The 13,322-nt window shown below is 69.2% G+C and carries 12 protein-coding genes; 11 read left to right on the top strand and 1 reads right to left on the bottom strand.

Going from position 1 to position 13,322, the window contains the following annotated elements:
- Positions 1-133: 133 nt before the first annotated feature.
- Both AC07PA_RS28520 and AC07PA_RS28515 read left to right on the top strand, forming a co-directional pair.
- Positions 134-2,653: a cbb3-type cytochrome c oxidase subunit I gene (locus AC07PA_RS28520; RefSeq protein ID WP_494607911.1), complete on the top strand. Its 2,520-nt coding sequence runs from the start codon at positions 134-136 to the stop codon at positions 2,651-2,653.
- Between the two features lie 65 nt (positions 2,654-2,718).
- Positions 2,719-3,351 (top strand): exopolysaccharide biosynthesis protein, encoded by a 633-nt coding sequence (locus AC07PA_RS28515; RefSeq protein ID WP_494607913.1) that lies wholly within the window; start codon positions 2,719-2,721, stop codon positions 3,349-3,351.
- Here AC07PA_RS28515 and AC07PA_RS28510 read toward each other — a convergent pair.
- Positions 3,346-4,158: a helix-turn-helix domain-containing protein gene (locus tag AC07PA_RS28510; protein WP_494607915.1), complete on the bottom strand. Its 813-nt coding sequence runs from the start codon at positions 4,156-4,158 to the stop codon at positions 3,346-3,348. The genes AC07PA_RS28515 and AC07PA_RS28510 overlap by 6 nt on opposite strands.
- 158 nt (positions 4,159-4,316) lie before the next feature.
- Here AC07PA_RS28510 and AC07PA_RS28505 point away from each other — a divergent pair, with 158 nt between their 5' ends.
- From AC07PA_RS28505 to AC07PA_RS28465, 9 genes are all read left to right on the top strand, one after another.
- Positions 4,317-5,966: an FAD-dependent oxidoreductase gene (locus tag AC07PA_RS28505; protein WP_494607917.1), complete on the top strand. Its 1,650-nt coding sequence runs from the start codon at positions 4,317-4,319 to the stop codon at positions 5,964-5,966.
- Complete coding sequence (locus AC07PA_RS28500) at positions 5,941-6,147, top strand: DUF2783 domain-containing protein (protein WP_494607919.1); 207 nt, start codon at positions 5,941-5,943, stop codon at positions 6,145-6,147. The genes AC07PA_RS28505 and AC07PA_RS28500 overlap by 26 nt, the downstream gene beginning before the upstream one ends.
- Positions 6,148-6,173: 26 nt before the next feature.
- Entirely contained in the window at positions 6,174-7,139 is a 966-nt protein-coding gene (locus AC07PA_RS28495; protein ID WP_494607921.1) for an MBL fold metallo-hydrolase, read from the top strand.
- A 24-nt stretch (positions 7,140-7,163) separates the two neighbouring features.
- A complete protein-coding gene (locus AC07PA_RS28490; protein ID WP_494607923.1) occupies positions 7,164-8,147 on the top strand; it encodes a fumarylacetoacetate hydrolase family protein in 984 nt (327 codons plus the stop codon).
- Positions 8,144-8,800, top strand: a complete 657-nt coding sequence (gene maiA, locus AC07PA_RS28485) for a maleylacetoacetate isomerase (protein WP_494607925.1) — start codon at positions 8,144-8,146, stop codon at positions 8,798-8,800. Before AC07PA_RS28490 ends, maiA begins: the two co-directional genes overlap by 4 nt.
- Positions 8,801-8,833: 33 nt before the next feature.
- Positions 8,834-9,829 (top strand): Bug family tripartite tricarboxylate transporter substrate binding protein, encoded by a 996-nt coding sequence (locus tag AC07PA_RS28480; protein ID WP_494607927.1) that lies wholly within the window; start codon positions 8,834-8,836, stop codon positions 9,827-9,829.
- A 7-nt stretch (positions 9,830-9,836) separates the two neighbouring features.
- Positions 9,837-11,393 carry a fumarate hydratase gene (locus tag AC07PA_RS28475; RefSeq protein ID WP_494607929.1) on the top strand — a complete coding sequence of 519 codons (1,557 nt, stop codon included), beginning with the start codon at positions 9,837-9,839 and terminating at the stop codon, positions 11,391-11,393.
- Between the two features lie 22 nt (positions 11,394-11,415).
- Positions 11,416-12,198 carry a class II aldolase/adducin family protein gene (locus tag AC07PA_RS28470; RefSeq protein WP_494607931.1) on the top strand — a complete coding sequence of 261 codons (783 nt, stop codon included), beginning with the start codon at positions 11,416-11,418 and terminating at the stop codon, positions 12,196-12,198.
- A gap of 128 nt (positions 12,199-12,326) precedes the next feature.
- A complete protein-coding gene (locus AC07PA_RS28465; protein WP_494607933.1) occupies positions 12,327-13,322 on the top strand; it encodes a Bug family tripartite tricarboxylate transporter substrate binding protein in 996 nt (331 codons plus the stop codon).

Genomic DNA, 13,322 nt, shown 5'->3' with positions numbered 1-13,322 from the left:
TGGTGACTTTCTCTTGGCGACGCAAGAGAAAGTTACTGCGCCGCCGGGCGCACATCCCGGCCCCCGCACTCAACCAAGGCACAAAGCAACCACAGAAAAACGGCCATAGCACAGGGCAACCACGGGGAACACCATGACAGAAGCCCCTCCAGCCCTCAACCCCTTACCCCGCCCCCCAGGCGAACGCGAGGCCCTGGAGCGCGCCTGGCAACCTCCACCCAAAGGCTGGAGAAGACTCTCCGCCGTCAATAACACCCAGGTCGGCCTGTTCTACATAGCCACCGCCCTGATGTTCTTCATCCTCGCCGGCGTGCTCGGCCTCATCATGCGTGCCCAACTGGCCGTACCGCAGGCCGGCCTGGTATCGGCCGCCACCTACAACCAGATCTTCACCATGCACGGCACGGTGATGATGTTCCTCTTCGCCGTGCCCGTGGTCGAAGCCATGGCCGTGTACCTGCTGCCCGGCATGCTGGGCACGCGCGACATGCCGTTCCCGCGCCTGTCGGCCTATGGCTTCTGGGCCTATGCCATCGGCGGCACCGTGTTCTTCGGCACCATCTTCTTCGGCGCCTCGCCCGACGGTGGCTGGTTCATGTACCCGCCGCTCACGGGCAAGGAGCATTCGCCCGGGGTGGGGGCCGACTGGTGGCTGCTGGGCATCGGCTTCATCGAGATATCGGCCATCGCCGGGGCTATCGAGATCATCATCGGCATCCTTTTCACGCGCGCGCCGGGCATGACCTTGATGCGCATGCCCATCTACGCCTGGGCCATGCTGGTCACGGCGCTGATGATCGTGTTCGCGTTCCCGGCCATCATCGCGGGCACGCTGCTGCTGGAGATGGAGCGTGCGTTCGACTGGCCCTTCTTCATCCCCGCGCGCGGGGGCGATCCGGTGCTGTGGCAGCACCTGTTCTGGTTTTTCGGCCATCCCGAGGTGTACATCATTTTCCTGCCCGCCGCAGGCATGGTGTCGATGATGGTGCCGGCGCTGGCGCGCACGCCCATCGTGGGCTACCGCTGGGTGGTGGCCGCACTGCTGGGCGTGGGCCTTCTCAGCTTTGCGCTGTGGGTGCACCACATGTTCACGGCCGGGCTGGGCTCGTTCACCATGCACTTGGTGTCGGCCGCAAGCTTTGCCGTGGCCGTGCCCAGCGCGGTGCAGGTGTTCGCGTGGATCGCCACCTTCTGGCGCGGGCGGGTCGAGGCCAACGCGCCCACGCTGTTCCTGGTGGGTTTCCACGCCATCTTCGTGCTGGGCGGGCTCACGGGCATCATGGTGGCGGTGCTGCCCTTCGACTGGCAGGTGCACGACACCTATTTCATCGTGGCCCACCTGCACTACGTGCTGATCGGGGGCATGGTGTTCCCGGTGTTCGCGGGGCTGTACTACTGGCTGCCGCTGATCAATGGCCACCGCATGTCCGAGAGCCTGGGGCGCTGGGTGTTCGGCCTCATGTTCGGGGGCTTCAACCTGGCCTTCTTCCCCATGCACATCGCCGGGCTCATGGGCATGCCGCGCCGGGTGTACACCTACGACGCGGGCCTGGGCTGGGAGTGGCCCAACCTGCTGTCCAGCGCCGGGGCCTTCGTCTTCGCGCTCGGTGTGGTGCTGTGCTTCTTCGACCTGGTGCGCACGTTTCTGCGCGAAGACGGGCCGCCCGCCAACCCCTGGAACGCGCCCACGCTCGAATGGGCCTCGGGCGGCGAGTACGGGCTGCGCAGCATACCGCCCGTGGGCTCGCGCGAGCCGCTGTGGCAGCACCCAGGCCTGCGCGAAGCGGCGGAGCTGGGCGCCTACTGGCTGCCGCGCACCATTTTCGGCGGGCGCGAGTCGCTGATCACCAGCCCGGTCGATGCCACGCCGCGCCAGCTGTTGCTGTTGCCTGGCGACGGCTGGTCGCCCTTCATCGCGGCGGCGGGCACGGCCGGGTTCTTCCTGCTGCTCACGGTATCGATGGTGGTGCCCGCGGTGCTGTGCGGCGTGATCGCCCTGGTGGCCATGGTGGTCTGGCTCTGGCAGTCCGACCGGCCCGTGGCCGCGCCAGAGGCCGAGGTGGCCGAGGGCGTGTTTCTGCCCACGCGCCGGGTGGGGCGCCACTCGCACTCGTGGTGGGCCGTGGTGGTGCTGCTGTGCGTGGACGCCAGCGTGTTCGCTTCGGCCACCTTCGCCCACCTGCATGTCTCCATGGCAGCCGATGTCTGCCCGCCACCGGGCGCTGCCTTGCCGCAGGCCGGCTGGCCGCTCGCATCGGGCGCGCTGCTTCTGGTCGGGTCGGCCGCGCTGTGGGTGGCCCAGCGGTCCTTCTCGCAGGCCACAGGCCAGGCCTGGCTGCGTGTGGCCACCGTGTTGGCCATGGCCTGCGCCGGTGGTGCCATCGCGCTGGAGTTCACGGGCCACCTGCAGGCGGGCCTGAACCCGCGTGCCGATGCCTGGAGTGCCACCGTCGCCGCGCTGCTCGGCTGGCAGGCGATGCACGTGGGCATTCTCGCCATCATGGGTGCCTATCTGCTGGCGCGCTCGCTGTCCGGACACCTGCAGCAGGGTGCGCGCGCCACGCTCGACAACACGGTGCTGTTCTGGCACTACGTGACGGTGCAGGGCATCGCCGGGGCGCTCATCGTGCAGGTGCTGCCGTCGTTGATGTGAGGGTCCCACCTGCAGATGCGGTGCTGTCTGGCACGCACGGCCTTGCACGGTGCGCATGCTGGGGCATGACCATTTCCGTTGCAAGCCGTTCCGCCGCACTGTCCCCATCCGCTGGCGGTCAGCAGCCCGATACCCTGGGCGAAATCCTCGACGAATTCGACGCCCTGGCCCAGAGCCACGGGCGGGTGGCTGTGGCCGACCTAGTCGACGCCGTGGGCCCGCGCAGCTACGGGCCGTTTCTGCTGGTACCGGCGCTGATCGAGATATCGCCCCTGGGGGGCATTCCCGGCGTGCCCACGGCCCTGGCCGTGGTGGTGGTGCTGTTTGCGGCGCAGATGCTCAGCGGCCGCAAGCGCCTGTGGATGCCCGCGTGGGTGGCCCGGCGCGACGTGGCCGCGGCCAGGATGAAGCGCCTGGTGGCCGGCGCGCGCCCCATGGCCACGCGCCTGGACCGCTGGTTCCACGGCCGCTTGCGCTGGCTGACCTCGGGCCTGGGGATGCGTCTGGCGGCGCTGGCCTGCATCGCGCTGGCCTGCATGGTGCCGCCACTGGAGCTGTTTCCGTTCGCCAGCTCGGTGCCCATGGGCGCGATTGCGCTGATCGGCCTGGCTCTGCTGGTGCGCGACGGCGCGCTGATGATCGTGGCCTCGCTGCTGGCGTGCGGTGCCACGGGGCTGCTCATCGCAACCCTGCTATGACAGCTGCCGCGGGCCCAGGGATGCGGGCCTGCGCTCAGGCGGGCCACCCAAGGCCAGAAACTCCCGCAGGCTGCCCACGCCGAGCTTGGAGAAAATGCGCTCCTTGTAGGTGACGATGGTCGCGGGCGACAGGGCCATCTTGCGGCCGATTTCCTTGGCGGTGCATCCCTCCATCAGCCATTCTGCGGTGGAGCGCTCGCGCGCAGACAGTGTGCTCCAGGGATCACGCTCCCCCTGTTTTTGCTCCTCCTGCGGGAACGCCAGCTCGTCGTGCCGGCAGGCCAGGCCCATGAGCGTGCTGCCGTACTGGCCAAGCAGCGTGGCGGCATGCCCCATGTCGAGTGGCACGCGCGAGAAGTAGAAGTTCAGGTAGCAGCGGTGGCCGCCCTGCAGGCCCAGCAGCGACACCTTGCCCGTGAACCCCGGCTCGTCGAACAGCACGCGCCGGTATTCTGCATCGCCGATGCCCGTGGGCGACATGCCCAGCAGGCGCAGGTCGGCGCCGCTGCGCGCGGGCGCCTCGGGTGTGCTGCCATCGCGCACCAGCGGGTAGTTGGGGTCGCGCCGGTACAGGTGCTTGACGTAGATGTCGGTGGTGGAGTCGATCAGCGGCTGGTTGCACACGCTAGCCGCCGCCGCATGGCGGATGCGGCCCTCGGGGTCGTAGCTCAGGTGGCTGAAGTGGTCGGCGCCCAGCACCGCGTGGATGCCTTCGAGCAGGCGGGCATGAAAACGCGGCCTGCCGATGTCCGCCACGCATTGCCCCAGCCAGGCATCGCGCGTCGCTAGCGCGGTTGTGCAATCCATTGTCTTGTCTCCTGTGCGCTCTGCCTTGCGTGGGGTGCGCAGGCGCGCTTTCCTGAAATGATGCCACAGACCATGGCCGCACGCATGTCCCCCTGCGAGGGGACAGACAGGGGACACGGTGCTTTCGAGAATGGCAGCTCAGTCAACGCCGAGATGCCATGCACGTCCTGCCCCGCTACCCCTACCGCCGCCCGCCCGAACTGGACGGGCGCCCTCAAGATCCCCGCCCCGCCGTGGTCATCGGCGGTGGCCTGACCGGCCTGTCGCTGGCCCTGGACCTGGCGCGCCGCGGCGTGCCCGTGCTGGTGCTCGACGACGACGATACCGTGGGCGTGCGCGGCCTGGCCTCGCGCGGCATGTGCTGGGCGCAGCGCACGCTGGACATTTTCGAGCGCCTGGGCGTCGCCGGGCGCATCACCGCCAAGGGCGTGGCCTGGAACGTGGCGCGCGTGCTGGCCAGGGACCAGCCCGTCACCTCCTACACCCTGCAGGACCAGCCCGACCTGCGCCACAACGGCTTTGCCAACCTGCAGCAGTACTACGTGGAGCAGTACCTGGTCGAGGCGCTGCAGGCCGAGCCGCTGGCCGAAGTGCGCTGGCTCAACAAGGTCGAGCACATGGCCCCGCACCAGGGCGGCGTGCGCCTCACCGTGGGCACCCCCGATGGGCCTTATGAACTGGACGCGCAGTGGGCCGTGGCCTGTGACGGGGCCTCCAGCCCCAGCCGCGCTGCGCTGGGCCTGGCGCCCGTGGTGCACGACCGCACCGAAGACCGCTGGATCATCATCGACATCACGGTGCCTGGCTGCGACTGGGCCCAGGAGCGCTGGACCTGGCTGGACGCCTCGGCCAACGGCGGGCGCGCGGTCTGGCGCCACAAGATGGCCGACGACACCTGGCGGCTCGATTTCCAGCTGCGCGAGGACGAGGACGCCGTGGCCGCTGCCACGCCCGAGGCCATGCGCCGCCGCGTGCATGCCCTGTTCGGTGACGACCTGGTGTTCGAGATCGCCTGGTCCGGCGTCTGGGCCTACCGGCACGAATGCCTGGCCGACCTGCGCGCCGGCCGCGTGCTGTTTGCCGGCGATGCCGCCCACCTGGTTGCGCCGTTTGGCGCGCGCGGCGGCAATGGCGGCGTGCAGGACGCAGACAACCTGGCCTGGAAGCTGGCCCTGGTACTGAACCATGGCGCCGACGAGGCGCTGCTCGACACCTATTCCACCGAGCGCAAGCAGGGCGCCTTCGAGAACATCCGCCAGGCGCGGCGCTCCTCGCGCTTCGTGCACCCGCAGGGCCATGCCTCGGCCCGGCTCTGGCGCGAGGCCATCATCTCCATGGCGCCGCAGCTGCCCTGGGCGGCACGCTGCATCAACACCGGCCGCTTGTCGGCCCCGTGCCGCTACACCGATTCGCCGCTGCTGGCCGGCGATGCCGGGGCGGGTGCCGCGCTGCCCGACGTGCGCCTGGGCGGCACCAGCCTGCACCACCTGCTGGGCCCCTGGTTCACCCTGCTGGTGTTTGGCGACCGGCTGCCGCGTGCGCTGGCCTCGGTACAGCACCCGCTGCTGGCGGTGGTGCTGGTGTCCCCGGCCTGCGATGGGCAGGGCCGCGCGGCGCTGCTGCGCCAGCTCGGGGTGGGGGCGGACAGCGGCGAGTGCTGGCTTGTGCGGCCCGACCAGCATGTCGCCACCCGCCAGGCCCACCTGCAGCCCGCGCTGGTGCCGGCCCTGCTGGCCGCCGCCCTCGCGCCCCTTCCCACCGATCCACCACCCGCCCTTGCCCATGACCTGCACGCAACAACAGCTTGATGACGTACTGGAGTCCCTGATCGCGCTGACCGACGCCGCCACCCCCGCGGTGCAGAGCGATCTGCTCACCCGCCTGGTGCTGGCGCTCGCGGCCGAAGTGGACGACGCCGCGCGGCTGCAGGCCGCCATCGCCAGTGTGGCCCGCTCCGCCGGCCGCAGCCTGCAACCCGCACTCCCTTGAATTTCCCCCTTGAATCGAAAGAACGCATGAGCCATTCCCCCGCATTCGCTTCGCAGGCCGACCTGGCCGAGAAGAAGACCAGCTTCACCCAGCTGTCCGCCAACGCCTGGGCCTACACCGCCGAGGGCGACCCCAACTCCGGCGTGATCATCGGCGACGACAGCGTGATGGTCATCGATGCCACGGCCACCCCGGTGATGGCCGCGGCCCTGGTGCGCCGCATCCGCGAGGTGACCGACCTGCCCATCCGCCACGTGGTGCTCACCCACTACCACGCCGTGCGGGTGCTGGGCGCCGCCGGCTTTGTGCCCGAGGGGGCGGTCAACGTGATCGCCAGCCGGGCCACGCGCGACCTGATCGTGGAGCGCGGGGCCGAGGACATGGCCTCGGAGATCGGCCGCTTCCCGCGGCTGTTCCAGGCCCAGGAGAGCATTCCCGGCCTGACCTGGCCAACCATCGTGTTCGACAAGGAGCTGACCCTGCACCTGGGCAGCCTCGAAGTGCAGTTGCTGCACCTGGGCGCCGGCCATACCAGCGGCGACTCCATCGTCTGGATCCCCTCGCAGGGCATCGTCTTCTCGGGCGACCTGGTGGAGTTCAATGCCGGCGTCTACACCGGCGACGCGCATTTGGCGGCCTGGCCGGCCACGCTCGACCGCCTGGCCGCCCTGAAGCCCGAGCAGCTCGTGCCCGGCCGCGGCCCGGCGCTGCGCACGGCGGCCGACAGCCTGAACGCCATCGCCTATACGCGCGATTGGGTGCAGACCCTGCTGCAGTGCGCGCGCGACGGGGTGGCCGCGGGCCACACGCTGCAGCAGGTCTATGCCGACACGCGGCGGGTGATGGACCCCGTGTTCGGCCAGGTCTTCATCTACGAGCACTGCATTCCCTTCGACGTCTCGCGCGCCTACGACGAAGCCCGGGGCATCGCCAACCCGCGCATCTGGACCGACGTGCGTGACCGCGAGATGTGGGCCGCCATCCAGTCCTGAAACCAACGATTCCCCAGCCACTCCATGAAACTCGCCACCCTCCGAAACCACCGCCGCGACGGCCAGCTCGTGGTCGTCAGCCGCGACCTGCAGCGCATGCGCGCCGTGCCCGAATGCCCCACCCTGCAGTCCGCCCTGGACCAGTGGGACGCCATGGCGCCCGCGCTGCAGCGCACCGCCGACGCCCTGGACGCGGGGCAGGGGCCCTTCGAGGCCTTCCACCCCGAGGCCTGCGCGGCGCCGCTGCCGCGCGCCTACCAGTGGCTCGATGCATCGGCCTACCTGAACCACGTGGAGCTGGTGCGGCGCGCACGCGGCGCCGACACGCCCGATGAATTGCGCCGCGAGCCGCTGATGTACCAGGGCGGATCGGACGACTTCCTGGGTGCCCACGACCCCATCGAAGCCGCCGACGAGGCTTTCGGCATCGACCTGGAGGCCGAGGTCGTCGTCGTCACGGGCGACGTGCCCATCGGCTGCAGTGCGCAAGCCGCGCTGGGCCGGGTGCGCCTGGTCGGCCTGGCCAACGACGTCACGCTGCGCCACCTGGTCCCGCCCGAAATCGCCAAGGGCTTCGGCTTCCTGCAGTCCAAGCCCGCCACGGCCCTGTCCCCGGTGTTCGCCACACCCGACGAGCTGGGCCCGCATTGGCGCGGCGGCAAGCTGCACCTGCCGCTGGTGTCCACGCTCAACGGCGAACGCCTGGGCGCGCCCCATGCCGGCGTGGACATGGACTTTGACTTCGGGCAACTGATCGCGCATGCCGCGCGCACGCGCCGGCTGGTGGCCGGCACCATCGTGGGTAGCGGCACGGTCTCCAACCGCGACCCGGCCGCGGGCGTGAGCTGCCTGGCCGAGCGCCGGGTGCGCGAGCAACTGGGCGGGGCGAGCGTGCTCACTCCCTTTCTGCGCCACGGCGACCGGGTGCGCATCGAGGTGCGTGATGCGGCGGGGCACAGCCTGTTCGGCGCCATCGAGCAGACCGTGCGCACGGGGGCGGCGGCATGAGCGCAGGGCCGGGCCTGCGCCTGCACACCTACTTTCGCAGCTCGGCGGCGTTTCGGGTGCGCATTGCGCTGGAGCTCAAGGGCCTGGCCTGGGAGCCGGTGCCGTGGCAACTGGCGGCCGGCGCGCACTGCGGCGAGGCCTACCGCGAGATCGCAAGCTTCGGCCTCGTGCCCTTGCTCGAGATCGACGGGCTGCGGCTGCAGCAGTCGATGCCCATCATCGAGTACCTCGATGCGCGCTTTCCGGCCGTGCCGCTGCTGCCTGTGGGCGAGCCCGAGAAGGCCCGCGCCCGCGCCCTGGCCCAGCTCGTGGCCTGCGAGATCCACCCGCTCAACAACCTGCGCGTGCTCCAGTACCTGCGCGGCACGCTGGGCCTGCCCGAGTCCGAGGTCGGCATCTGGTACCGCCACTGGTGCGCCGAGGGCCTGGCCCGCATGGAGGCAGAGCTGCAGGCCGTACCTTGCGCCGGTGACTACGCGCTGGGCGCATCGCCCTCCATCGTCGATTGCTTCCTGGTGCCGCAGCTGTTCAATGCGCGGCGCTTCGAACTCGACCTCGGACCTTATGAACGCGTGCGGCATATCGAGCAGGCCTGCATGGCGCTGCCGGCCTTCCAGCGCGCCCAGCCCGCCAGCCAGGTGGATGCGCGCTGACAACCCCCCTACAAGAACCACCAGGAGACCATGATGACCAAACCCTTTTCAGTGCCTGCAATGCCCGAACGGCGCGCCCTGCTGGCGGGCGCCTGCCTGCTGCCCCTGTCCCGCCTGGCGCGGGCCAACGGCGCCGACACCCGGCCCATCGAATGGGTGGTGGGCTATGCCGCCGGCGGCGGCTCCGACGTGGTGGCCCGGCTGCTGGCCGAATCCATGGGCAAGGCACTGGGGCAGGCCATCGTCATCGTCAACAAGCCCGGGGCGGCGACCAATATCGCGGCCGACTATGTGGCCCGCTCGCGCGAACGTGGCCGCACCCTGTTCAGCGGCGATTTTGCGACCCTGGCGGCCAACCCCGCGCTGTTCGACAAGCTCAGCTACGACGCGGCCAAAGACCTCGCGCCGGTCGGCATGATGGCGCGCTTTCCGCTGATCCTGGTGGTCGCGCCCCGGGTGCCGGCCAGCAACTTCAAGGAGTTCCTGGCCTGGGCCAAAGCACTTCCGCAAGGGGTGACCTACGCCTCGCCCGGTTCCGGCACGGCCCACCACCTGGCCACCGAGCTGCTGCGCGAGCGCACGGGCCTGAACCTCGTGCACGTGCCCTACCGGGGCGCCGCGCCTGCGGTGCAGGACCTGCTGGGCAACCAGGTGGATTGCATGCTGATCGATTCGGCCAGCGGCCTGCCGCACATCGCGGGCGGCAAGCTGCGGGCGCTGGGCGTCACCACCGAGCAGCGCACGCGCGTGCTGCCCCAGCTGCAGACGCTGGCCGAGCAGGGGTTGACCGGGTTCGACGCCTATTCGTGGCAGGGCCTCACGGTGCCCACGGCCACCTCGGCCGAGGACGTGAAGCGCTTCAACGCCGCGCTGGTCGCGGCGCTCCAGTCCGAGGCGGTGCAGGGCAAGCTGCTCGCCATGGGCGTGGAGCCCACGCCCGGCACCCCGCAGCAGATGGCCAGCTACGTCGGTACCGAGCGCGAGCGCTGGGGCAAGCTGATCCGCGAGCGCGGCATCAAGGTCGATTGAGGTGCCCGTGACCACCACCACGATCCAATACGACGATCTCGTCGAGTCCGTTGCTGCTGCGCTGCAGTTCATCAGCTACTACCATCCACCGGACTACATCGCTCACCTGGCGAGGGCGTATGAGAAAGAGCAAAGCCGGGCCGCGAAGGATGCGATTGCACAAATCCTGGCGAGCAGCAAGATGAGCGCCACCGGCCGGCGCCCCGTATGCCAGGACACGGGCGTCGTGAACGTGTTCCTGAAAGTGGGGATGGATGTCCGGTGGGCGGGGTTCGAGGGTACCCTGGATGATTCCATCAATGCAGGGGTACGGCGCGCCTACACCGATCCCGCCAATCCGCTTCGGGCGTCCGTAGTGGCGGACCCCCAGTTCGAGCGCAAGAACACCAGGGACAATACGCCTGCGGTGATCTTTGCCGAGATCGTTCCCGGCAACACCTTGGAAGTGTTCATCGCCGCCAAAGGGGGAGGAAGCGAGAACAAAAGCCAATTCGCCATGCTCAATCCTGGCGACAGCGTGGTGGACTGGGTTCTCAAGACGGTCCCCACCATGGGCGCAGGATGGTGTCCTCCGGGCATGCTCGGGATAGGCATAGGCGGCAGCGCCGAGAAGTCGATGGTCATGGCCAAGGAAAGCCTGATGGACGACCTCGACATGTACGGGCTGCAGGCCAAGTCCTCGCGCGGCGAGAAGCTCGACAAGGTCGAGGAGATGCGCCTGGAGCTGTACCACAAGGTCAACGCCCTCGGTATCGGCGCGCAGGGCCTGGGCGGCCTGACCACGGTGCTGGACGTGAAGATCAAGATGTACCCCACGCATGCGGCCAGCAAGCCCGTGGCCATGATCCCCAACTGCGCGGCCACGCGCCATGCCCACTTCGTGATGGATGGCTCGGGCCCGGTGTACATGACGCCGCCTTCGCTGGACCTGTGGCCCAACGTGAACTGGGCACCCGACTACAACAAGAGCAAGAAGGTCAACCTCGATACCCTGACCAAGGAAGAAGTGGCCAGCTGGAAGCCGGGCGACACCCTGCTGCTCAACGGCAAGATGCTCACCGGACGCGACGCCGCGCACAAGCGCATCAAGGACATGCTGGCCAAGGGCGAGAAGCTGCCCGTGGACTTCACCAACCGCGTGATCTACTACGTCGGCCCGGTGGACCCGGTGCGCGACGAGGCCGTGGGCCCGGCCGGCCCGACCACCGCCACGCGCATGGACGGTTTTACCGAGATGATGCTGGCCGAGACCGGCCTGATCGCGATGATCGGCAAGTCCGAGCGCGGCCCGGTGGCCATCGAGGCGATCAAGAAGCACCAGAGCGCCTACCTGATGGCCGTGGGCGGCGCCGCCTACCTGGTGAGCAAGGCCATCAAGACCGCCAAGGTGCTGGGCTTTGCGGACCTGGGGATGGAAGCCATCTACGAATTCGACGTGGTGGACATGCCGGTGACGGTGGCCGTGGATGCGGGGGGCACCAGCGCCCACATCACCGGGCCGGCGGAGTGGCAAAAGCGCATTGCGGCAGGTGCCCGCAAGACAATCATGCTGGAGAGCGTCTGAGAACGTTCCCGGCCGAAAGGAGATGACGATGTTCGATGAACGAGAGTTGGCGGCAACCCGCCCCGAGGGCATGGATGCGATGGAGTGGCCGTTGCGCGTGCAATTGGCGGCCTGCTACCGCGTGTTCCACGCCCGGGGCTGGAGCGAGGAGATCTTCAACCACATCACGGTGCGCGTGCCGGGGCGGGAGGCGCACTTCCTGATCAACCCCTTCGGCCTGCACTACGGCGAGGTGACGGCGAACAACCTGCTGAAGATCGACCTGCAGGGCCAGCCGGTGGGGGCTGCGGACTACCCGGTCAACCGCGCCGGCTTCGTGATCCACAGCGCCATCCATGCGGCGCGCGAGGACGCGCACTGCATCATGCACACCCACCACACGGCGGGCGTGGCCGTGTCGTGCAAGGCCGAGGGCCTGAAGTTCGACAATTTCTATTCGGCCTTTCTGAGCGGCAACGTGGCCTACCACGCCTTCGAGGGCATCACCGTGCACCCGGGCGAACAGGACCGCCTGGTGCACAGCCTGGGTGCCAGCAACTGCCTGATCCTGCGCAACCACGGCCTGCTGGTCACGGGCCGCAGCCTGCCCGAGGCCTTCTACTTCAACTACGTGCTGCAGCGTGCCTGCGAGGTGCAGGTGCTGGCCGATTCCATGGCCGGCGCCAACACCCCCATCCCGGCCCAGGCGCTCGCGGTGTCGTCGCGCGACGTGGGGCTGACCGACCCGGACAACGATCTGCATGCCAAGCTGTTCTGGGCCGCGGTGCGCCGGGCGGGCCTGGGGCTTGGCGACCTGGTCCACTGACGGGTATTTTCTAGGGCGGACGGGCCCGATTTTCACGTACCATCGCCGGGCCGTGGCATCCACCGGGCAGGGGATTGCCGCCACCGCTTCGCACGCACTGATTGCACAACAAGCACAGGAGACAAACCATGAGCCTTTCCCCCGCAACCTCCCGCCGCGACATCCTGCAACTGGCCCTGGCCGGCGCCGCAGGCACGCTGCCCTTCATGGCCCAGGCCCAGGCCATCGACACCGTGAAGATCCTGGCCGGCTTTGCCGCCGGCGGCACCGTGGACACCCTGGCGCGCCGCGTGGCGACCCAGATCACGGGTGGCTACGCCAAGTCGGCTGTGGTGGAGAACAAGACCGGCGCGGGCGGGCAGATCGCCATCACCACGCTCAAGGCCGCCCCTGCCGACGGCGCCACGCTGCTGGCCACGCCCATGTCCATGCTGGGCATCTACCCCCATACCTACAAGAAGCTGCCCTACGACCCCGTGGCCGACGTGACCCCGGTCTCGCTGGGCGTGGTGTTCGACATGGGCTTTGCCGTGGGCCCGCAGGTGCCGGCCTCGGTGAAGACCGTGCCCGAGTTCCTCGAATGGTGCAAGGCCAACCCCACGGGCGCCAACTTCGGCTCGCCCGCGCCGGGCTCGGTGCCGCACTTCGTGGGTGAACTGATCAGCCGCGCCGGCAAGGTGGACATGCGCCACGTGGGCTTTCGCGGCTCGCAGCCGGCCATCCTGGACCTGCTGGGCGGGCAGATCGCGGCCGTCTCGGCGCCGGTGGGTGAGTTCCTGCCGCACCTCCAGGGCGGCAAGATCCGCGTGCTGGCCACCTCGGGCGCCACGCGCAACAAGTTCATGCCGGGTGTCAGCACGCTGATCGAGCAGGGCTACAAGGACATGGCCTACAACGAATGGTTCGGCTTCTTCCTGCCGGGCAAGGCGCCGGCCGAGCTGGTGGCCAAGGCCAATGCCGCCATCCGCACCGCGCTGGCCGACAAGGATGTGATCGCCGGGCTGGCGGCGATGGGGCTGGAGGCGCGCTCGTCGAGCCCGGCCGAGCTGGCGGCGCTGCTCAAGGCCGATGGCGAGCGCTGGGGCCCGATCGTCAAGGCCATCGGCTTCACGGCCGAATCCTAG

It is taken from the genome of Acidovorax sp. GW821-FHT09B03 (assembly GCF_059418305.1).
The sequence above is the reverse complement of the archived record's forward strand: the minus strand, read 5'-3'. Positions and strand labels throughout refer to the sequence as shown.